The following is a 19,344-nucleotide window of genomic DNA, read 5'->3' as shown; positions in this document are numbered from 1 at the left end:
CGGCAGGCGTCCCGGGCAAAGCCTTCGTCTATTGAAGCTTCGACTGAAGCTCGTCTTTCATCTGCTGTGCTGCCTGTGCAGGCTCCAGATAGCCATGCATGGCGGGCGAGATGATGTTGATGGCTGCATCATAGACAGGCGAGGCCACCCCTGCGATCGGCGACCTTGGGTCGTAGGCCGCGGTTTCGGCGAGTGACGAATAGGTGGCGTTCGGTTCCATTTCCCCGAATTCATCGCTGGTCGCGACAGGCTTGTAGGCTGGAATATGTCCTGCCCCGGCCCAGGAGATCGAGTTCTTCTCCATCCAGCCGATTGCGGTCATCACCGCCGCGCGTTTTTCCGGACTCATTTCCGTTCCCTGAGGAATGGCGAAGGCGTGGGAATCCGCCCAGGTGGCCGTGGTTCCAAGCAGCGTCGGAATTTGTACCGCACCCCAGTCGAACCCGAGCGTTCCCTTTTCCGCCATGTCGACCATGGTCGGCACTTCCCAAACGCCGTTCATGTGAAAAGCGGCCTTGCCGGACGTGAACAACGCAACGGAGGCTTCGTATTCGGCCTGCTCCGGCTGCCAGCCCTGCTTGTGCCAGTTGGTCATGATCTCGATGGCATTGGCGGCCTTGTCCAGATTGTCGCCTGCCAGAACCTCGCCATCGGTGATCAGCTCGCCGCCTTGCTGCTTGAGGAGGGTGAAGAAGACCCGGTAGGTGCCGCCATCGTCACCCGTTGCGTAGGAGACGGGCGCTTCGGAGCCGTTTTCCTTGGCAAGCGCAAGCGCTTCCTCGAAATCGGCGAGGCTTTCAATGCCGGTCAGATTGCCCTGGTCATCGAGGAAGCGGGATCCTTCGAAATAGGTCTTGTTTACGTAGAGCACGATGGCGTGGATATCGAACGGCACTGCGTGGAGCTTGCCGTCCGCATCGCTCGCGGCGGCAATGGCTGCCGGGAAAAAGTCATCCTTGCTGAGACCGGCGGCGGCAAGATCGTCATCACTGATCACGTCCAGCACATTTTCCTCAAGCCCGAGCGGCATGCGCGACAGGTGATAGGTCATCACGTCCGGGCCCTGGCCAACGGCAACGGAAGTGCGCACCTTGGTGTAGAAGGGCACGCCCCATTCCAGAGTGGTTCCGTTGATCTTGATGTCCGGATGCTCTTCGTTGAAGCGTGCGATCAACGCTTTCATGCGAACGCCGTCCCCACCGCTCAGAAAGTCCCACCAGGTGATGTCCTGCTGGGCAAATGCCGGCAGGCTGGCAAGGCTCATCGCCCCCGCTGCCAGAAGTGTCTTAAGGTATTTCATCGACTCTTCCTCCCGTATGAAAAACCGGCATTTCCCATCAAGGCCGGTTCAAAGGTACCAGGCAGACAGAAGGTCTACCGAATACGCTGGTCCTGCTCGTTGAAGACCAGAACCTGTTCCGGCGTGCAGGTGAGCTTGATTGCCTCACCGCCCCCGGCATGGCGGCTGCCGCGCCATTCAACGACGATCTCGCGGCCGTCCGGCATATGCGTGTGCAGGTAGGAGACACCTCCCAGGTCCTCCGCCATTTCCACGGTCACGGGAATGCCCGTGTCCGCGCTGGTCAGGTGTTCCGGCCGCAGTCCGACGGTGATCCGGCTGTCGGCCGGAAGATCGCCGGAAACTTTCGCCAGCAGGACTGCGTCCGTTCCGTTGATGGCGATGCGCAGGCAATCGTCTTCCCGGCCGAGCACTGTTGCCGGCAGAAAGTTCATGGCCGGCGATCCGATGAAACCTGCGACGAACTTGTTGTCGGGGTCGTCGTAGAGATCGAGTGGTTTTCCGGCCTGTTGCACGACACCCTGTTTCAGGACGAAGATCCGGTCCGCCAGCGTCATGGCCTCCACCTGATCGTGAGTGACGTAGATCATCGTCGCGCCGATCTGCTTGTGCAGCCGGGCAAGTTCCAGCCGCATCTGGACGCGCAATTCCGCATCCAGGTTCGACAGAGGCTCATCAAACAAAAACACCTTGGGCTGGCGCACGATCGCCCGTCCGATCGCAACCCGCTGACGCTGGCCTCCGGACAGTTGAGACGGTTTCTTCTGCAACTGTTCCTCAAGCTGGAGGATGCGGGCCGCTTCCATCACCTTGTCGTGCACGTCCTGTTTCGGCGCCCGCTTCAGACGCATGGAAAAGGCCATGTTCTCGAAGACGGAAAGATGCGGATAAAGCGCATAGGACTGGAAGACCATGGCAACGCCGCGTTTGGCCGGTTCCTGCCAGGTCACATCGGTGCCTTCGATCGAGATCTTGCCGCCGCTTGTGTCCTCAAGGCCTGCGATCATCCTCAGCAATGTCGATTTTCCGCAGCCGGAGGGACCGACAAAGACCGCGAATTCACCCGTCGGAATGTCCATGCTGACATCATGGATCACCCCGACCGGGCCGAAGACCTTGCGTATGTTGCGAAGCTGAACCCCCATTGCATGGATCCCCTCAGCCGACGCTCAACCGCAGGACATGATAGGAAAGCGGCGCAAGCTTGCCCTTGAGCTGACCATCCTCCACGCCAACACCTGTCCCCTTGCCGGGAACCACGTTGTCCGGCTTGTCCGGACCGTTGGTGTCATTGAGGCCGTAGCCTTCCATGGACAGATGTTCGGCCAGGGACGGCGAGCCGAAACCCGTCAAGGACACGTCGAGATCGGCCGTTTCGGTCAGATGCCGGTTCAGGACGAAAAGCGTCAGCGTTCCTGCTGCCTTGTCGTGTACCCCGGCAATGTCGAGGTAGCACACGTCGTCGGCAACGGAGCAGTCGTATGTCGGTGCATCCACGGCAACGTTCAGCGCATCACCGCGGCCGTAAAGAGACGCGAACTGATAGGGGTAATAGATGGTCTGACGCCAGGCGGGTCCGCCTTTTTCCGCCCGGATCGGGGCGATTACGTTGACCAGCTGGGCAATGCAGGCAATACGCACACGGTCGGAGCGGCGGATGAACTCGTTGAGCAGGCCGGCGACGAAGAGGGCGTCCTCGAAGTTGTAGTTCTCCTCAAGCAGCGGTGGTGCTTCCGGCCAGTCCCATTCCTTGATGCGGCGGCTGTCGTCCTCGCGGATGTGGTACCACACATTCCACTCGTCGAAGCAGATGTGGACGTCGTTCTTCGCACGCTTCTTGGACTTCACGTAATCGATGACACCGCCAATGGTCTGGATGTAGCGGCCGGTTTCCTCGATCTTGCCGAAGTAGTTGAGCGTGTCCTTGCTCTTGTTGCCGAAATACTTGTGAAGCGAGATGTAGTCGACGTTCTCGTAGCACTCTTCCAGGACTTCGCGTTCCCATTCGGGATAGGTGGGCATGCGGTCGTTTGAACTGCCGCAGACGACCGCCTCGATCGTCGGGTCGAAGCCTTTGAACGCCTTGGCCGTCTCGTTGGCCAGCCGGCCGTATTCCGTGGCGACCTTGTGGCCGATCTGCCAGGGGCCGTCCATTTCGTTGCCGAGGCACCACATCTTGACCCCGTAAGGATCCTCGCGGCCATTGGAACGGCGCAGGTCGGACCATTGGGTGCCACCGGGAAAATTCACATATTCCAGGAAGTTGCGCGCCTCTTCCAGACCACGCGAACCCAGGTTGACGGCCAGCATCATCTCGATGCCGGCCTGTTCCGCCCAGATCGCGAAATCGTCGATGCCGACCTGGTTGGTTTCCTTGCTGCGCCAGGCAAGATCGAGGCGGACGGGGCGCTTGTCCTTCGGGCCGATGCCGTCTTCCCAGTTGTAGGCGGAAACGAAGTTGCCGCCCGGGTAACGAATGGCCGGGATCCTGAGGTCCTGTACGAATTTCAGCACGTCCTTGCGAAAGCCGTTGGCGTCGGCCTGCGGGTGGTCAGGTTCATAGATGCCGGAATAGATCGCCCGTCCCATGTGTTCAATGAATGCGGAATAAAGCCGCTCATCGATGGAACTGATCCGGAAATCCCGATGCACGGTGACGCGTGCCTTCATTCGCATTCTCCCAGAAATATATATCGAATAAATCGATATGAATCTTTATTTCTGATAAGAATGCGAGCTTGTCGAAAATTGTCAACTGGACAATGTTGCTGCAGTGCAACCAGAAGTGCATGTCCACACGTCTTTTCAAGTGCAGTTTCGGTCAATTGCGGGTGTGCAGCCGCAAAATAATGTCCTGATCGTAATTGCCGAAACCGCGGCCGAAGACATTGATTCCGCCCGGATGCCGTCCTTCGGCCTTTACTTCGATCTTCAACCGAACCGACCGGTGTTCGTCGAGCTGGAGGTCTTCTGTCTTGATATCGGAGATCTTGTGACCGTCCACGAAGGTGCCGTTCCTGCCCACGCTCCAGGTCTTCAGCATGCCGTATTGCGAGCCGGAAAGCTTCCACCAGTCGGGTGTGTAGGCCCCGCGCTTGTCGCCGAAATCACCCGGGGATGTCCAGACGCCGATCTCCTTGCCGTTGATCGACAGGACGATGTCGGAGGGCCAGTTGCTCATGGTGCCGGGCACCTCGGAACTTACCTCCATCACCACGTCCAGACCGTCGATCTGCTTGCCCGTCAGCTTGGCATTGTTGGGGAACTGGTATTCGACGAAGCCACTGGTAAACCACAACAAAGCCGTTTTCATCCGCTCCGGATCCATGAAGGTTTCCGGCACATCGAGAAGGCCGATGATCCCTTCTGTCGAGCAGATGCCGCAAGGAGCAGTGACGAGGCTGTTGGTGTAAAGGCCGAGAGGCATCGAAACTTCGATCTGGTTCGGCTCGATGCGTTCTTCCGACGAGCGGAAGGCCAGTATGATCTCATCGTAGATGGCGAAGGTCGTCTTCTGGCTGCCCTTCTTCGCCCGCTGCACTTCCGTTCGCACCAGGCCTGCTTCTTCCAGGACCTGGATGTGGGTGGAGACCGAGGATTGCGGCATGCCGGAAGCTTCCGAAAGCGCGTTGATGTTCATCCCGGGCGTCCGTACCAGCTCCTGCAACAGGTGCAGGCGAGGCTGGGAAGCGATCGCCTTCATGGCGATCTTGTCCTTGACGGGATCGACGATCAGAAAATTTGCGCGCATGGGTTGTTCCCGGCTGTAAATCTGGAACAGCTATTTGTATCGCTTTTTTCGATAATTACAATTGCTGTTTCACTGCGCCGGTTCTCAAGGTCGATATGAACCATCCGGCAGACAGGGTGCAGTTCGCAGACAATCGGTCTTCAGCCGAGAGGCAGTGTTCTTGCAAACTCAGGAATCCAGCCGCAGCTGGGTGAGGGCGCGCTTGATTTCGTTGCCGAGCAACCGTTCGGGTGGCGAGATGCCGGAAGAGGCGGACATGACGACGCCAATGCGCAGGTTGGACAGGATGTCATGCATCAGCGGCACGAAGCGGAGAATGCCCTGGTCGATTTCGTCAATGAAACCGATCTTGGTGTAAAGGCCGAGGCCTCGGCCGGCCAGGATCATCTGTTTTGCCACATGCAAGGTGTCGGTAAAGCAGTTGGTCGAGAGGGCGGAGGACATGCCCGAGATTGCCTGGTCGATGATGGAATTGCGGCCGCGCGCATCCACGGTGCGCACCATTTTCTGGCCGGTGAGTTCCTCTATGGCAAGGTTAGTTCGGCCTGCGAAGGGATGGTCGGATCGCATGATGATGCCGATCGGCGCGGTCTTGTCGGAGATTACCCGAACGTTTGGATGCAGATCGAAGGTGAAGGTAATGCCGATATCGGCAATCCCGCCCGCAACAGCGGTGATGATCTCGTCCGGCTGCGCGGTGGTGATCGAATAGGTGACCTGCGGATAGATCCGGTTGAAGTCGAGCAGGATACGGGGCAACAGGCCGTAGGTTACGGAATCGATGGCGGCAATGTTGAGGTGCCCGGACCGAAGGTCGCGGATATCGTCCAGCATGGTGCGGGTGCGTTCATAGTCCTGCAGCGTCTTGCGGCAGTGTTCCAGGACGATGGCCCCCGCATCGGTCAGCGTCACGCCTTCAGGGGTGCGCTCGAACAGGCGAACGCCCATCTCGTTCTCGGTGCTGATGATCTTCCGGTTCACCGTGGTGGAAGACACGTTCAAAACCGCAGATGCCTTGCGGATGGAGCCCTGACGGGCGACTTCGTCGAAATAACGCAGAAAATTCGAATGCACGATGTCCCCCCGGACAGAGTGGCAAACAGTGCATCACAAAGTGCGGTGCATTTTATGCATCACCGTTAGCATGTTTTTGCACTTTTTGCACCGTGCATCTTCCCGTTAGAGTTCACTGTGAAGTCGGCAAGGGGAACAGTCGGCCACAAACCGCCCAATCTCAAATGAGGGGGACCAACAGTATGTCATACCTATTCTCGAATGGATTGAACCGCCGCTCGATGCTCAAGACCATGGCCGCGGGCGCTGGTCTGGCAGGCGCCGGAACACTTGTGAATATCGTCCCAGGCTTTGCTCAGGACACCTTCAAGGTTTCCATGCAGCTCGGCTGGCTGGCCGGTAACGGCAACCTGGGAGAAATCGCGGCCGACAAGCTGGGCTATTTTGCGGAAGAAGGTCTTGAATTCGAAATCGTGCCGGGGGGGCCGAATGTCGATGGTGTGGCGTCCGTCGCTTCCGGGCGGTCCAATCTCGGCCAGGTGTCTTCCAGCCCCTCTCTCATGCTGGCGCGCTCGGCGGGCATTCCGGTGAAATGTATTGCCGCCGGTTACCAGCAGCATCCCTACACGTATTTCTCGCTCAAGAAGAACCCGATCAAGACACCGCAGGACATGATCGGCAAGACCATCGGCACCCAGGCGACCGGACGGATCCTGTTCCGCGCGCTTCTGGCCAAGAACGGCATATCCGAGGATCAGGTTGAACTGAAGGTCATCGGCAGTGACATGGCGCCGCTGCTGACGGGGCAGGTCGATGCGATTACCGGCTGGAAGACAAACGTCAACGCGCTTTCGATCCTAGGGGACCAGCGTGTCGACATGTCCCTGTGGGATGCCGGCATCCAGCTTTATGCCAACCCCTTCTACACCACGGACACGGTGCTGAACGAGCATGGCGACAAGGTGCAGGCCATGATCCGCGCCATCTCGCGCGGCTGGGGCTGGGTTCGTGAGAACCAGGAAGAAGCCGTCAACTATCTGGTCGAGCGCCTGCCGAACCTGGATAGGGAAAGCGAACTGAAGGCGGTGCCGCTGGTGGTCGGATATTCCTTCAACGAAAAGACCGCCGAAAACGGCTGGGGCACCATGACCCGCGAAAACTGGCAGGCCCAGATCGAGACTTACGAAAATCTCGAGCAATTCGCGAACGGGGCGCCCGCCGTCGACGATGTGATGACACTGTCGGTCCTGGAGAGCACCGCAGACAGCCGCCCGAAGGTCGGTTAAGGCCATGGAAGCGGTATTGGAAAATCTGGACGCAGGCACGTTGGTGCCAGCAGCCAGCCTGCGCAATGCCTGGGTCAAGTTCGGTCAGTTCACCGCGATCCAGGACATCAGCCTGGAGATCGAGGCGGGAGCCTTTTATTCCATCCTTGGTCCGTCGGGTTGTGGCAAGTCAACCTTGCTCCGGCTGGTGTCTGATCTCATCCCGCCCGCGTCCGGCGACGTGTCGATCTTCGGCAAGACGACCGAGGCTGCCCGTCTGGCACGGGAATTCGCCTTCGTGTTTCAGGACGCGACACTGCTGCCCTGGCGCACGGCATTGGAGAACGTCCAGCTGCCCCTGGAGATGGGGCAGAGCCGCGGGATCCAGATCCCCGTCAGCGACAAGTCGCCGATGGAACTGCTTGAGCTCGTCGGGCTCAAGGGCCGCGAACACGCACTGCCTCACGAGCTTTCCGGAGGCATGCGCCAGCGTGTGGCGATTGCCCGTGCACTGGTCTGCAAACCGAAGCTGTTGCTGATGGACGAGCCCTTTGGTGCGCTCGATGAGATGACCCGCGACCACCTGAACCTTCAGCTTCTGAAGGTCTGGGAGGAAACCGGCGTGACGATCCTGTTCGTAACTCACTCGATCCCGGAAGCGGTTTTTCTGGGGCAGAAGGTGCTGATGCTCAAGGCACATCCGGGCCGCCTGCACGAGATCGTCGATATCGATCTGCCATATCCGCGCACCACCGAGTTGCGGGATACGGCGGAATTCACCCGATACTCCGCGCATTTGCGCAAACTTCTGGAGGCGTGCTGATGACTGCCGTCGACGAAACGATGGGCATGCCGGTGGATGATGACGCTGCCGAAAAGGCCATGGCGCGCAGGGCACGGCTGACTGCTGTCGCGACCCCGGTGCTGACTGCGGTCGGCCTGATTGCCACCTGGGAAATCGGCGTCCGGGCCTTTGGGGTGCCGAGCTACATCGCCCCGGCTCCGAGCGAAGTCGCAACAACGCTGGTAACCGAATTTCCGCAGTTGATGCGGAACTTCTGGCCGACACTGTTCGAAAGCGTGCTCGGCTTTGTCGTTGGCAATGTGGCTGCAGTGCTGATCGCGATCGCCTTCGTGCACAGCCGCATGGTGGAGCGGGCGTTCTTCCCGATCGCGGTGTTCATCAACACCATTCCGATCCTGGCCATTGCCCCGATCCTGGTTCTGATCTTCGGAGCCGGATTGACCGCAAAGGTCGTCATCGCTGCCCTGATCTGTTTCTTCCCGACACTGGTCAACATGGTACGCGGCCTGCAGTCCGTCAGCCCTCAGGCGTTGGAACTGGCACGGATCCTGTCCGCCTCCAAGTCGGAAGTGTTCTGGAAGATCCGTCTGCCGTCTTCGCTGCCGTTCCTGTTTTCGGCACTGAAGATCGCGGCCACCACCTGTGTCATCGGCGCCATCGTCGGGGAATGGGTTGGGGCGGATGTCGGGCTGGGTGCGTTGATCATCGATGCAACGTTCAATTTCCGCTCCGCCTTGCTCTACGCGACAGTCTTCCTGTCGTCGGGCCTGTCGGTGTTGATGTTTGCCGCTGTTTCCATTGCCGAACGCATGATCGTGCGGTGGTGAAGCGGATCTGAACCAAACGAAAATCTGAACTGAAACCGGGCCGTCGCTTGGCGGCCCAACGGGAGGAGTGCGCCGAAATGAGCACCAACACAACGCAGATTTCCTTGACCCGCAATGAGCAGGTTCCGGTCGTCGCAGACTGCGACGTGGTCGTCATCGGCGGTGGCCCCGCCGGCCTGAGTGCCGCCGTATCGGCTGCCAGAAACGGCTGCTCGGTGACCCTGCTCGAGCGTTACCACCACCTTGGCGGCATGGCCTCCGGCGGAATGGTTCTGGTGCTCGACGACATGGTCAACGAGGGCAATGAAATCGTCACGACGGGCATCGTCAACGAATTCGTCGACCGGATGTCGGCTCAGGATGGCGCAGTGTTTCCGCCGCCGGAAGATTGCCTGACCAACTGGGAAATGTGGAAGAAGTGGTCCCGTTGGGGCTGCATCGATTTTCACAAGACCGGCATGCCTCAGCCGATCATTCACGCAGTTGCCTTCGACCCCGATTGCTGGAAACGGGTGAGCCTCGACCTGGTGCGTGAGGCAGGTGTCAATTTGCGCCTGCATTCGTGGTTTTCCGAAGCAATGGTGGAAGACGGCCGTGTGACCGGCGTGATCTGCCAGACCAAGCTTGGCCGTCAGGCGATCAAGGCGAAGATGGTGATCGATGCCAGCGGCGATCTGGATGTCGCATCCTCCGCAGGGGCGTCTTTCCAGACCGGACAGTACATCGTCACGACTGTGTTCCGCCTTTGCGACGTCGACACGGACAAGGCAGAAGCCTTCGAGTTCGAAAATCCGGAAGAATACAAGGCCCTGGACCGTCAGGTGCGCCGGGTGATCGGTGGCGCCTGGGGCATGTGGTGGCTGAAGACGCCGCTGCCGGGCATCGTCTGGTGCAACTGCCCGCACATGCCGGGGTATGATGGCCTGTCGCCGGAACACATGCTGGCGGCGGAAGTCGAAGGCCGCGAGCGCATGATGAAGCTGCTTGCCTTCGTGCGCGCCAATCTGCCCGGTTTCGAAAACGCCAAGATGCTGGGTGCCGCGGAACAACTCGGCATTCGCCAGACCCGTCTGTTGCAGGGCGAATATGTGGTCACCCGCGATGACGTGCGCTCCCGCCGTCATTTCTCCGACAGCGTCTGCCGGGGCAGGGACTACTACACGCCTTACAGGGCGCTGCTGCCCAAGGGCATCGACAACATGATCGTTGCCGGTCGCCACTACTCGGTTGAGAGCGAAGCCCAGAAGCTTTCGCGGGAAATTCCGCCGTGCATGGCGCAGGGCGAAGCCGCCGGCGTCGCCGTTGCGGTCGCTCTGGAACAGAACTGTGCACTGCGCGACGCCGACGTTGCCACGATCCAGAAACGCATGCGTGCCCAGGGCGCCGACCCCGGCGACATCCCATCAGCAAATGCGCTCGTCGAAGGCACCGTCGCGGCAGAATAAAAAGGATAACAAACGTGAATACCCAAGCTTTCCCACTCTCCGGTGTCCGCATTCTGGACTTCACCCAGGTCATGCTGGGGCCATGTGCAACCCAGATGCTGGCCGACTTCGGCGCGGACGTCATCAAGATCGAGCGCCCCGGTGCAGGCGACCTGTCGCGGCACTTCTTCGACGTGCGGTCGGAAGAGGGCATGAACAATGCCGTCTTCTCGTCGCTGAACCGCAACAAGCGGTCTGTCGAGATCGACACCAAGTCCGATGAGGGCAAGCAGATGGTGTACGATCTGGTGCGCAACGCGGACGTGGTCGTCGACAATTTCCGCGCCGGTGTCATGGACCGTCTGGGCTTCGGCTATGACGCGCTCAAGGCGATCAATCCCCGCATCATCTGTGCATCCGGAACGGGGTTTGGCGAGAAGGGCCCCTATGCCCACAAGGGTGGGCAGGACGTTCTGGCCCAGGCGATGAGCGGTGTCATGGAAAAGACCGCTGACCCGTCTATCGAGCGGTCCATCTATCCCACCACCTTGTGCGACTATACGGCAGGCATGCACCTGGTTCAGGGCATTCTGGCGGCCTTGCTGGCACGGACGAAGACCGGTCGCGGCCAGAGGGTCTCCGTTTCGCTCTACGATTCCATGATTGCGATGCAGATGCAGGAAGCCGCACAGTGGACCAAGCACCGCGAAGTGCTGAACTGGGCCGCAATGCCCTTGACCGGTGTCTTCGACACCACTGACGGTGCTCTGGTGGTGGTCGGTGCCTTCAAGGCTAATCCGTTGCGCGACATCTGCACCGCGCTTGGCATCGAGGACCTTTCACCCACCTATCCGGACCTCGCCAGCCAGCGTGCCAACAAGCCCTATCTGCAGGACCGGTTCCGGGCCGTCTTCGCAACGGACACGACGGCGCACTGGATCGCCAGGCTGGAAGAGCAGGACCTGCTTTGCGCACCCGTGCGGGCGCTCGGAGAAGCACTCGAAGACCCGCAGACCGCCATCAACGGCATGCTGCTGGATTTCGACCATCCGGTCCTTGGCCCCGTGAGGGTCGTGGGGTCACCCGTGCACTTGAGTGAAGCACCCCTGAAACTGCGGCACGCGCCGCCGCGCCTGGGTGAACACACCGACGAAGTCATTGCGGAGTTCGGCCTGCAACAAGTGGCAGGGGCGGCGGAATGAGTGTCCTTTTCACCCTCGAAAACCATGTCGCCCGGGTTGTCATAGACCGCCCGGAGCGCATGAACGCGGTCGACAGGGCAACTTCGGACGAGCTGGAAACCATCTGGCGGAAGATCGAAGCCGATCCGACCGTGCGCTGCGTGGTGTTGACCGGTTCGGGTGAACGCGCCTTTTCCGCCGGTGCGGACCTGAAGGACAGCAACGGACTGAGTGGGCTTGAATATTGGGCGTCCGCAAACCCGCTTGGGTTCGGCGGCATCGCCCTGAGGCGCTCCTTGAAGGTGCCGGTGATTGCCCGCGTCAACGGTCTTGCGCTCGGCGGCGGCATGGAAATGGTTCTCGGCTGCGACATCGTGATTGCCAGCGATACGGCCAGGTTCGGCCTGCCCGAAGCAAAGGTGGGCAACCTTCCGCTGGCAGGCGGGATGACGCTGCTTCAACGTCTTGTCCCACGCAATATCGCTGTCGGACTGATGATGACCGGCCGGATGGCAAGCGCGGTGGAGATGGAGCGCTACGGGCTCGTCAATGCCGTCGTGCCGCAGGACGAACTCGATGCGGAAGTGGACCGCTGGATTGCCGACATTCTGGCAAGTGCGCCGCTTTGCGTGCAGGCGATCAAGGCCACAGTACGCGAAACCGGTGAAATGCCGCCCGACCAGGCACAGGCCGTGCGGTCTCCCGAACTGATCGCCGCCCTAACGTCAGAGGATTCCCTCGAAGGGGTTCGGGCGTTCCGGGAAAAGCGCGCGCCGGTCTGGCAAGGCAAATGAGTTGAGAGATCAAGATGGCGCTGATCATCAAGAGCGAATGCATTGATGTGAAGGACGGGATCTGCACCACGTCCTGTCCGGTCGACTGCATCTATGAAGGCGAGCGGATGTTCTACATCCACCCCGAAGAATGCATCGAATGCGGCATGTGCGAGAGCATCTGCCCGGTCGACGCGATCCGCTACGACGACGAGGTGACCGGTGCGGACCGGGCGTTCATCGAGATCAACAAGGATGTGTTCCAGGCACCGGACGGAGGACTGGTTTCGCCGGGTGGCTGGACCAGGGGCGATACGCCTTTTCGGGACCACCCTGCGGTGCGGGATTTTTTCAAACACGATTTTGAGGAACAGACGACATGAAGGGGATAGTTGCGGCGGTACCGACACCGCTCGATGCGCATGGCGCACCGGTGAAAGATACCTTTCTGGAACATTGCGCCTGGGCGCTGGCCAACGGGTGCGATGCCCTGAACATCCTGGGTACGACCGGTGAGGCGAATTCTCTCGGTCTGGCCCATCGCAAGCAAGTGATGGCCTGGGCGGCCGAGGCCTTTGACACACGCCGGCTTATGGTCGGCACGGGTCTCACGTCCCTTGAGGACACGCTGGACCTCACGCGTGCAGCTGCCGGCATGGGCTATGGCGTCGCGCTGGTCCTGCCGCCGTTCTACTACAAGCCTGTCACCGAAGAGGGGCTGGTTGCCTGGTATGAAGCGCTGGACCGGGCACTCGGCGCGACGCCGATCGAGATCTATTTCTATAATTTCCCGCAGATGACGGGCTTGAAGATACCCGCGGATGTCGTCGAGCGTCTGGCAAAAGCCCATCCGAAACGGTTCACGGGCATCAAGGATTCCTCAGGCGATCTCGACTATTGCCGGGAGCTTGTCCGGCGACTGCCTGAGCTGAAGGTGTTTCCAAGTTCGGAAACGGCGCTCGCGGAGGGCCCCGGAGCCGGGTTCGCAGGCTGTATTTCCGCCACCGTGAACATCAGCGCGCCCCTTTGTGCGCGGCTCCTGCAGGACCCGGCAGACGAGGCATTGGCTGGCCGGGTCGCCAGCATACGGGCGGACATTGCTGCCCACCCGCTGGTGCCTGCGGTCAAATATCTTGTCGGCCGGCGCGCTGCTGAAAGTGCCTGGAACCGTGTTCTTCCTCCCTTTCAACAACTGGACGATGCCGCATGCGGGTCTCTCGACCGCATTGCCGAAACCCTTTGAAACCGGAATTCCAATGACAAAGCACGATAATCTGATCGGCGGCAAATGGCTGCCTTCCAACACCTATTCCGAAAACCGCAATCCTTCGAACACCGATGATGTCGTCGGCCTTTATGCCCAGGGAGACGTTGACGATGTCGACGCCGCCGTCGCGGCAGCGCGCAATGCCGCGCCAGGCTGGGCAGCGGCAACGCCGCAGACCCGCCATGATCTGCTGGAAGCAGTTGGGCGAAAGTTGGCGGAACGGGCCGAAGAATATGGCCGCCTGCTGTCGCGCGAGGAAGGCAAGACGCTGGCGGAAGGCATCGGTGAAACCATGCGCGCCGCCCAGGTTTTCAAGTTCTTTGCCGGTGAAGCGCTGCGCGTGACCGGCGATATGCAGGCCTCCGTGCGGCCCGATATCGACGTTGAGGTTACGCGTGAGCCGGTCGGTGTGATCGGCCTGATCACTCCGTGGAACTTTCCCATCGCCATTCCCGCCTGGAAGGCAGCACCTGCGCTGGCCTATGGCAATTGCGTCGTATTGAAACCGGCGGACCTGACGCCGGGCTGCGCTCATGTGATCGCAACGCTGCTGGATGAATGCGGCTGTCCGTCCGGTGTCTTCAACCTGGTCATGGGGCGCGGTTCTGTTGTTGGCGAGGCCATCGTTACACATCCGGATGTCGATGCGGTTTCCTTCACCGGGTCCGTTGCCACGGGAAGCCATATTGCCGAAGTGTGCGGACGGCTTAAACGCAAGTGCCAGCTTGAAATGGGTGGCAAGAACCCGATGGTGGTGCTGGATGACGCCGATCTGGATGTCGCCGTTTCCGCATGCCTGAACGGGACATTCTTTTCCACCGGCCAACGCTGCACCGCGTCCTCGCGCATGATCGTGCAGGCGGGCATTCACGACGCTTTCGTTGAGAAGCTGCAAACAGCGATGCTGGCCTTGAAGGTTGGGGATGCGCTCGATCCCGCTACCCAGATTGGACCGGTGGTCGACGAAAAGCAGCTCTCTTCGAACCTTGCCTATGTGGACCTCGCCCGCAAGGAAGGAGCAAAGGTGATTGGCGGCGAGCGGCTCGAACTTGCCGTGCCCGGCTATTTTCAGGCCCCGGCACTGTTTCTCGAGACGACCAATTCCATGCGCATCAACCGGGAAGAGATTTTCGGTCCCTGCGGATCCGTCATCAAGGTGGCCGACTTCGAGGAAGCCATTACAGTTGCAAACGACACCGAATTCGGTCTGTCAGCCGGTATCTGCACCACAAGCCTGAAACATGCCCGCGACTTCAAGCGGCGTGCCAGGGTCGGTATGGTGATGGTCAACCTGCCGACCGCCGGTGTTGATTTTCACGTTCCCTTCGGCGGCACCAGGGGATCGTCTTTTGGGCCACGTGAACAGGGCCGCTACGCGGCGGAATTCTTCACCACGGTCAAGACCAGCTACCTGTTTGCAGGCTAGGAGAAGCACATTGGACAGCAAATCCGGCAAATGGCGCAACCGGTTTCTCGGGCTGTGCGATCACATCGCACAATGGTCTGAAGATCGCGACTTCAAGGTGGGTGCAGTCATTGTCGGACCTGGTCAGGAAATCCGCGCGACAGGTTACAACGGCCTGCCGCGCGGGGTCTCCGGAATGGATGAAACCCGTCTCGACCGCCCGAGCGGTGAAAAGTTCTTCTGGGTGGAACACGCCGAACGCAATGCGATCTACAACGCAGCCCGCGCCGGTGTAGCGCTTGCCGGTTGCACCCTCTACGTCAACCGGTTTCCCTGTGCGGATTGCGCGAGGGCTATCATTCAAAGCGGGCTGTCCTGTGTGGAATGCCCGCCCAGACCATCGCATGACGGCAAGCTTGATCACAGTTTTGAGGTTTCCGAGATCATGCTCAAGGAAGCTGGAATAAAGATGACGCTTGCTAAGCCGACTGCCGGCGGCTCCAGCTAAAACCGGGAGTTCCTTGGGTGGGGGGGCCGGTTTGGTGGTGGTCAGTCGCCCCGGCGGGCCGCATCGATGGCAGCTACGTCGATTTTCTTCATCTCCATCATTGCGCCAAAGGCGCGCTTTGCTTCGCCGCCGCCGGCAGCCAGGGCTTCCATCAGCGTGCGCGGGGTGATCTGCCAGGAAATGCCCCATTTGTCCCTGCACCATCCGCAGGCGCTTTCCTCGCCGCCATTGTCGACAATGGCGTTCCAGTAACGGTCGGTTTCTTCCTGATCCTCGGTCGAAACCTGGAAAGAGAACGCTTCGCTGTGCTTGAATGTGGGGCCGCCGTTCAGGCCGAGACAAGGAATGCCCAGCACGGTAAATTCCACGGTCAGAACGTCGCCCTCTTTCCCGGAAGGATAGTCGCCGGGGGCGTGGTTGACGGCTTTCAGGGCGCTGTCCGGAAAGGTTTCAGCGTAAAATCGTGCCGCGGCCTCGGCGTCTTTTTCGTACCAGAGGCAAATCGTGTTCTTTGCAATCGACATTGTTTCCAGTCCTGGAGTTATACCGTCGCCCCGGATGGCTGTACTCAAAGATCCAGAGGCGACATGACATTGTTTGCGGAAAAGCCCGCGTCAGCCCGTGCTGCGTTTCGCTTGTTCGGCGTCCGCCGTCTGCCAATGCTGCATGTGATCTGCCATGGCCTTCTTGAAAGCGGGGCGGGATGTTGCCCGTTCGACATAGGCTGCAAGATCCGGATGGGCATCAAGGGCCTCTTCGGCCGCGACCACGCGCAGCACTTCCACCATCGCGATGTCGGCGACGGAGAAGTCACCGGCGAGCCACTCCTTGTCGCCCAGAGCCTGCTGCAGCGCAGTCAGCTTGGTATCCATGTCTGCCTTGGCGTGAGCCGTGACGTCGGCTGCCGGAGGAGGGCCAAAGAATTCCGGGACCCGCTCGGCCAGGATCATGCTGATCCAGTGCATCACCGACAATTCAACCGTGTTCAGCGCGGCGAACAGCCACTGCCAGATTTCCGCTTTCCGGTCGTCCGGCAGCAACGGGGTGCCTTCGCAAAGGTAGACAAGGATCGCTCCGCTTTCGAAAAGCGTCTGCTCACCGTCCTGGATTACGGGCACTTGCGTAAATGGCTGCAGCTTGCGGTGTTCGGCGCTCTTGGGGTGTGCGGGCACGGTCGCAACCTGGTAGCTGCGACCAATCTCCTCCAGGCCCCAGCGGACCCGTAGATCCCGCACGAACCCTCGTGGAAACTCCGGCAGCCAGTCGAAGGTGTAGAGGGTAAGGGTCATGCGGCTTTCTCCGAGTCGAAGAGCGGATCGAAGCCGGCCCACATCATCCGCATTCCGTCGAAAGGCATTGCGGACATGTCCATGTCGACCATCCCCGCTTCCATTTCTTTGGCAGCGGCATCACATGTGGCGCGGTCCGGCCAGGCAACCCAGCCTAAGACAGGCACTTCGGTGTCTTCCACCTTGGAGGCCCGGTAGAAATCGGTCTTCTGGCCGCGCGGTACATCCGTGCCCCAGTTTTCGATCATCCCGAGAGCGCCGAATTTCTCGAACATCTTCCAGCCCTCGTCCGCCATCTCGGTGTAGGCCTTCTTGTTCGTTTCGGGCACCGCCAGCAGAAACCCCTGATAATAGCCAGCATCGCTGTGTCTGCCTGCCTCGTAGACAGGGGCAAATCCGCCGAAGATCATCCGGCTGCCATCGAACGGCATTTCTGGAATTTCCTTCATGGCAGGGTCGTTCTGCATCTTTTCCCAGGACGCATCGGCAGCAGCCTTGTCCGGCCATTCGATCCAGGAAAACACGATTGCCTCGTCTTCCTTGGCGTCGACGGCGCCGTAGAAGTCCGTAACCTTGCCCTTCGGAACATCAACACCCCAGGTTTCGACCATGCGGGTGGCGCCATAGGATTTGAACAGAGGCCAGGCAGCGGCGATGTGGTCGGCATATTTCTGCTTGTTTGCGGCCGGAACAGCCGCTACCGCACCTGTGAAATAGGACATGGCGATCATTTCCTCCTTTTTGTCGGGATGATGGGAACATCCCGGTTGCAGCATTATCGTGACAGCGTTAGTATGAAAAAACAACTGTCAGTATGAAAAAATGACCAAAGAGACAAAAACAACAACGCGCCTTCGTTATGACGAGGGGTGCCTGGCCGCCCACGCCCTGAACCTAATAGGCGACAGGTGGGCTCTGCTCGTTGTGCGCGAGCTTATGTTTTCCGCAAAACGCTTTCAGATGATCCGCGCCGGGTTGCCGGGCATAACCGCGAGTGTTCTGACCGGCCGTCTTGCACAGCTCGTAGAGGTCGATGTGATCGAACACGACGAGCGACTGGGGGTGTATTCCCTGACGGAGGCGGGCCAGGCTCTGCTGCCCGTGCTGGAATCGCTGTGCCGGTGGGCGTTGCTGGTGCCCGGTCACGATCCGACGCGTTTCATCAGCCCGTCTGCCTTGATGATATCCATGGGTGTCAACGTCGTTCCGGAGGCTGCGGCGCAAAGAGACGCACTTGCCGGATTCGATTTCAAGGGCGAGGCATTCGAGATGCAGCTGATCTCCGGCAGGGTTCACACCAAGGCGGTTTCCCGTCCTGACGCGCCCTTTGTGCTTTCCGGTAACGGCAACCGGATGGCTTCAGCCGTTTATGGCTCAGTTCCGCTTGCGGATCTGATCGCCAAAGGCGTGGTCGAGGTGTCGGGAGACGCGTCCCTTGCTGCTGAATTCGTCTCGCGGTTCAAACTGCAACGAAAGACCTGAGTTGGCTGGACGGCTGCCCGTTGGTGCTGTCGCCCATGCCAGCGCCTGTATCGGCTCCGCGGTTTGTAATAAAAATTTCATCGAACTGTAGCCTGCAATTCAAATTGCAAAACTAGAACGATGGCATGTCAAAACCTGTGCCATCCTCCGGTTTCCTGTCCGATCTCATCACCCGCAACGCCTCCCGGCTGACGGGGTCCGATACCCGTCTACTCGATGTGCTGGTCAAGGACCCGATCCGAGCCGCCATCGAAAACGGCAAGGAAGTGTCCCTTCGCGCGGGCGTGCATCCCGCCGCAGCGGTGCGTCTGGCCAAGCGGCTCGGCTTTGAAGGTTATCCGGAATTTCGAGCCTACCTGCAGGCAAATCTGGTTGAGGAAGGCAACGACTTCGAGAACCCTGCCGCCCGCATGGCGGCCCGGCTGGTGCGGGCGGAAGAAGGGCAAGTGCTGTCGTCCGTGCTCGACAGTGAAATTGCCGCCCTCGAGGCCTTGCGTACTGCCGTCCCCGACAGCGATATCCGCGCCTTCTCCGAAGCCCTGCGCGATGCCCGCAAGATCTTCATTTTTGGTCGCGGTCATGCCGCGAGCCTGTCCTCGCTGATTGCCCTGCGCTTGCAGCGCTCCGGCTATGATGCCGCCGACCTTGGCGACCGCACCCATCACTTTGCCGAGATGCTGAACAGGCTTTCACCGGACGATGTCGTCTGGCTGCTCGCCTTCCGCCGCCCTTCACAGCAAATCAGCGATGCAAACGGGATTGCGTCCATGCGCGGCGCGACAAGGTTGGCGCTGACGGACCTGCTCGCAGCCCGTTTCGACCCCGCGCCCGATCATCAAATCTGCGCCTCGCGCGGTGAGGCGGGCGAATCCCAGTCGCTGGTCGTGCCGATGACCATTGCCAACGCGGTCATTCTCGATCTGGCCGGTATCGATGGAGGTAGATCGATCCGGTCGCTGGAGGAATTCAAGGCATTTCGTCAATCACTGCCGCCACGCTGGCGCAGATGAGTTCGCCAGCAAACCTGCCCCTTCCCGGAAGCGGGGCCGGACA

The 19,344-nt window shown here is 60.1% G+C and carries 20 protein-coding genes; 12 read left to right on the top strand and 8 right to left on the bottom strand.

Translation table 11 applies throughout. The annotated features are described in order from the left end of the window. Positions 1–28: 28 nt before the first annotated feature. From ACYQ6M_RS26935 to ACYQ6M_RS26915, 5 genes are all read right to left on the bottom strand, one after another. Positions 29–1,300, bottom strand: coding sequence for an extracellular solute-binding protein (locus ACYQ6M_RS26935; protein WP_077294300.1), 1,272 nt, complete (start codon positions 1,298–1,300; stop codon positions 29–31). 74 nt (positions 1,301–1,374) lie between these two features. Continuing rightward, positions 1,375–2,445 (bottom strand): ABC transporter ATP-binding protein, encoded by a 1,071-nt coding sequence (locus tag ACYQ6M_RS26930; RefSeq protein WP_289809462.1) that lies wholly within the window; start codon positions 2,443–2,445, stop codon positions 1,375–1,377. A gap of 13 nt (positions 2,446–2,458) precedes the next feature. Beyond that, complete coding sequence (arfA, locus tag ACYQ6M_RS26925) at positions 2,459–3,970, bottom strand: arabinosylfuranosidase ArfA (protein WP_460076663.1); 1,512 nt, start codon at positions 3,968–3,970, stop codon at positions 2,459–2,461. 151 nt (positions 3,971–4,121) lie between these two features. After that, the gene (locus ACYQ6M_RS26920) at positions 4,122–5,051 is read right to left on the bottom strand and encodes an ArsR/SmtB family transcription factor (protein ID WP_023001413.1); all 930 of its coding nucleotides are present in this window, start codon (positions 5,049–5,051) and stop codon (positions 4,122–4,124) included. Between the two features lie 168 nt (positions 5,052–5,219). Beyond that, complete coding sequence (locus tag ACYQ6M_RS26915; protein ID WP_023001412.1) at positions 5,220–6,125, bottom strand: LysR family transcriptional regulator; 906 nt, start codon at positions 6,123–6,125, stop codon at positions 5,220–5,222. 182 nt (positions 6,126–6,307) lie between these two features. On the opposite strand from ACYQ6M_RS26915, the gene ACYQ6M_RS26910 reads away from it, so the two are divergent. The 10 genes from ACYQ6M_RS26910 (at position 6,308) to ACYQ6M_RS26865 (ending at position 15,520) form a co-directional block, all read left to right on the top strand. Beyond that, positions 6,308–7,351 carry an ABC transporter substrate-binding protein gene (locus ACYQ6M_RS26910; RefSeq protein WP_031269507.1) on the top strand — a complete coding sequence of 348 codons (1,044 nt, stop codon included), beginning with the start codon at positions 6,308–6,310 and terminating at the stop codon, positions 7,349–7,351. 4 nt (positions 7,352–7,355) lie between these two features. Next, a complete protein-coding gene (locus ACYQ6M_RS26905) occupies positions 7,356–8,153 on the top strand; it encodes an ABC transporter ATP-binding protein (RefSeq protein ID WP_055660967.1) in 798 nt (265 codons plus the stop codon). Continuing rightward, complete coding sequence (locus tag ACYQ6M_RS26900; protein ID WP_023001409.1) at positions 8,153–8,962, top strand: ABC transporter permease; 810 nt, start codon at positions 8,153–8,155, stop codon at positions 8,960–8,962. The genes ACYQ6M_RS26905 and ACYQ6M_RS26900 overlap by 1 nt, the downstream gene beginning before the upstream one ends. Positions 8,963–9,039: 77 nt before the next feature. Then, a complete protein-coding gene (locus tag ACYQ6M_RS26895) occupies positions 9,040–10,407 on the top strand; it encodes an FAD-dependent oxidoreductase (RefSeq protein WP_460076660.1) in 1,368 nt (455 codons plus the stop codon). Positions 10,408–10,421: 14 nt separating this feature from the next. Further along, entirely contained in the window at positions 10,422–11,588 is a 1,167-nt protein-coding gene (locus tag ACYQ6M_RS26890; RefSeq protein ID WP_168687667.1) for a CaiB/BaiF CoA transferase family protein, read from the top strand. After that, on the top strand, positions 11,585–12,361 hold the full coding sequence (locus ACYQ6M_RS26885; protein ID WP_055660974.1) for an enoyl-CoA hydratase-related protein: 777 nt from the start codon (positions 11,585–11,587) through the stop codon (positions 12,359–12,361). The genes ACYQ6M_RS26890 and ACYQ6M_RS26885 overlap by 4 nt, the downstream gene beginning before the upstream one ends. Positions 12,362–12,375: 14 nt before the next feature. After that, positions 12,376–12,723 carry a 4Fe-4S dicluster domain-containing protein gene (locus tag ACYQ6M_RS26880; RefSeq protein WP_460076657.1) on the top strand — a complete coding sequence of 116 codons (348 nt, stop codon included), beginning with the start codon at positions 12,376–12,378 and terminating at the stop codon, positions 12,721–12,723. Next, positions 12,720–13,583 (top strand): dihydrodipicolinate synthase family protein, encoded by an 864-nt coding sequence (locus tag ACYQ6M_RS26875; RefSeq protein WP_460076655.1) that lies wholly within the window; start codon positions 12,720–12,722, stop codon positions 13,581–13,583. Before ACYQ6M_RS26880 ends, ACYQ6M_RS26875 begins: the two co-directional genes overlap by 4 nt. Positions 13,584–13,596: 13 nt before the next feature. Further along, positions 13,597–15,033: an aldehyde dehydrogenase family protein gene (locus ACYQ6M_RS26870; RefSeq protein WP_460076653.1), complete on the top strand. Its 1,437-nt coding sequence runs from the start codon at positions 13,597–13,599 to the stop codon at positions 15,031–15,033. Between the two features lie 10 nt (positions 15,034–15,043). After that, positions 15,044–15,520 (top strand): deoxycytidylate deaminase, encoded by a 477-nt coding sequence (locus ACYQ6M_RS26865; RefSeq protein WP_460076650.1) that lies wholly within the window; start codon positions 15,044–15,046, stop codon positions 15,518–15,520. Positions 15,521–15,561: 41 nt separating this feature from the next. Here the strand turns inward: ACYQ6M_RS26865 and ACYQ6M_RS26860 are convergent, their stop codons facing one another. The 3 genes from ACYQ6M_RS26860 to ACYQ6M_RS26850 all read right to left on the bottom strand — a co-directional run bounded on the left by ACYQ6M_RS26860 (position 15,562) and on the right by ACYQ6M_RS26850 (position 17,531). Next, positions 15,562–16,038: a VOC family protein gene (locus tag ACYQ6M_RS26860; protein WP_152508003.1), complete on the bottom strand. Its 477-nt coding sequence runs from the start codon at positions 16,036–16,038 to the stop codon at positions 15,562–15,564. Between the two features lie 96 nt (positions 16,039–16,134). Then, positions 16,135–16,809, bottom strand: coding sequence for a glutathione S-transferase family protein (locus ACYQ6M_RS26855; RefSeq protein ID WP_460076648.1), 675 nt, complete (start codon positions 16,807–16,809; stop codon positions 16,135–16,137). Then, positions 16,806–17,531 (bottom strand): DUF1428 domain-containing protein, encoded by a 726-nt coding sequence (locus tag ACYQ6M_RS26850; protein ID WP_460076646.1) that lies wholly within the window; start codon positions 17,529–17,531, stop codon positions 16,806–16,808. Before ACYQ6M_RS26850 ends, ACYQ6M_RS26855 begins: the two co-directional genes overlap by 4 nt. 100 nt (positions 17,532–17,631) lie before the next feature. Here ACYQ6M_RS26850 and ACYQ6M_RS26845 point away from each other — a divergent pair, with 100 nt between their 5' ends. Next, complete coding sequence (locus ACYQ6M_RS26845; RefSeq protein ID WP_031269503.1) at positions 17,632–18,291, top strand: winged helix-turn-helix transcriptional regulator; 660 nt, start codon at positions 17,632–17,634, stop codon at positions 18,289–18,291. Between the two features lie 125 nt (positions 18,292–18,416). Beyond that, positions 18,417–19,301: a MurR/RpiR family transcriptional regulator gene (locus tag ACYQ6M_RS26840; RefSeq protein WP_023001396.1), complete on the top strand. Its 885-nt coding sequence runs from the start codon at positions 18,417–18,419 to the stop codon at positions 19,299–19,301. The last annotated feature ends 43 nt before the right edge of the window (positions 19,302–19,344 follow it).

This window comes from Roseibium sp. ROS1, from assembly GCF_054658215.1.
Note: the sequence above shows the minus strand (reverse complement) of the source record. Positions and strands in the feature narration are given on the sequence as shown.

What these genes read in the sequence shown, in the direction of transcription:
- ACYQ6M_RS26935 (WP_077294300.1), bottom strand. Translation starts at nt 1,300, where the DNA reads ATGAAATACCTTAAGACACTTCTGGCAGCGGGGGCGATGAGCCTTGCC.
- ACYQ6M_RS26930 (WP_289809462.1), bottom strand. Translation starts at nt 2,445, where the DNA reads ATGGGGGTTCAGCTTCGCAACATACGCAAGGTCTTCGGCCCGGTCGGG.
- arfA (WP_460076663.1), bottom strand. Translation starts at nt 3,970, where the DNA reads ATGAAGGCACGCGTCACCGTGCATCGGGATTTCCGGATCAGTTCCATC.
- ACYQ6M_RS26920 (WP_023001413.1), bottom strand. Translation starts at nt 5,051, where the DNA reads ATGCGCGCAAATTTTCTGATCGTCGATCCCGTCAAGGACAAGATCGCC.
- ACYQ6M_RS26910 (WP_031269507.1), top strand. Translation starts at nt 6,308, where the DNA reads ATGTCATACCTATTCTCGAATGGATTGAACCGCCGCTCGATGCTCAAG.
- ACYQ6M_RS26905 (WP_055660967.1), top strand. Translation starts at nt 7,356, where the DNA reads ATGGAAGCGGTATTGGAAAATCTGGACGCAGGCACGTTGGTGCCAGCA.
- ACYQ6M_RS26900 (WP_023001409.1), top strand. Translation starts at nt 8,153, where the DNA reads ATGACTGCCGTCGACGAAACGATGGGCATGCCGGTGGATGATGACGCT.
- ACYQ6M_RS26895 (WP_460076660.1), top strand. Translation starts at nt 9,040, where the DNA reads ATGAGCACCAACACAACGCAGATTTCCTTGACCCGCAATGAGCAGGTT.
- ACYQ6M_RS26885 (WP_055660974.1), top strand. Translation starts at nt 11,585, where the DNA reads ATGAGTGTCCTTTTCACCCTCGAAAACCATGTCGCCCGGGTTGTCATA.
- ACYQ6M_RS26880 (WP_460076657.1), top strand. Translation starts at nt 12,376, where the DNA reads ATGGCGCTGATCATCAAGAGCGAATGCATTGATGTGAAGGACGGGATC.
- ACYQ6M_RS26875 (WP_460076655.1), top strand. Translation starts at nt 12,720, where the DNA reads ATGAAGGGGATAGTTGCGGCGGTACCGACACCGCTCGATGCGCATGGC.
- ACYQ6M_RS26870 (WP_460076653.1), top strand. Translation starts at nt 13,597, where the DNA reads ATGACAAAGCACGATAATCTGATCGGCGGCAAATGGCTGCCTTCCAAC.
- ACYQ6M_RS26855 (WP_460076648.1), bottom strand. Translation starts at nt 16,809, where the DNA reads ATGACCCTTACCCTCTACACCTTCGACTGGCTGCCGGAGTTTCCACGA.
- ACYQ6M_RS26850 (WP_460076646.1), bottom strand. Translation starts at nt 17,531, where the DNA reads ATGTCCTATTTCACAGGTGCGGTAGCGGCTGTTCCGGCCGCAAACAAG.
- ACYQ6M_RS26845 (WP_031269503.1), top strand. Translation starts at nt 17,632, where the DNA reads ATGACCAAAGAGACAAAAACAACAACGCGCCTTCGTTATGACGAGGGG.
- ACYQ6M_RS26840 (WP_023001396.1), top strand. Translation starts at nt 18,417, where the DNA reads ATGTCAAAACCTGTGCCATCCTCCGGTTTCCTGTCCGATCTCATCACC.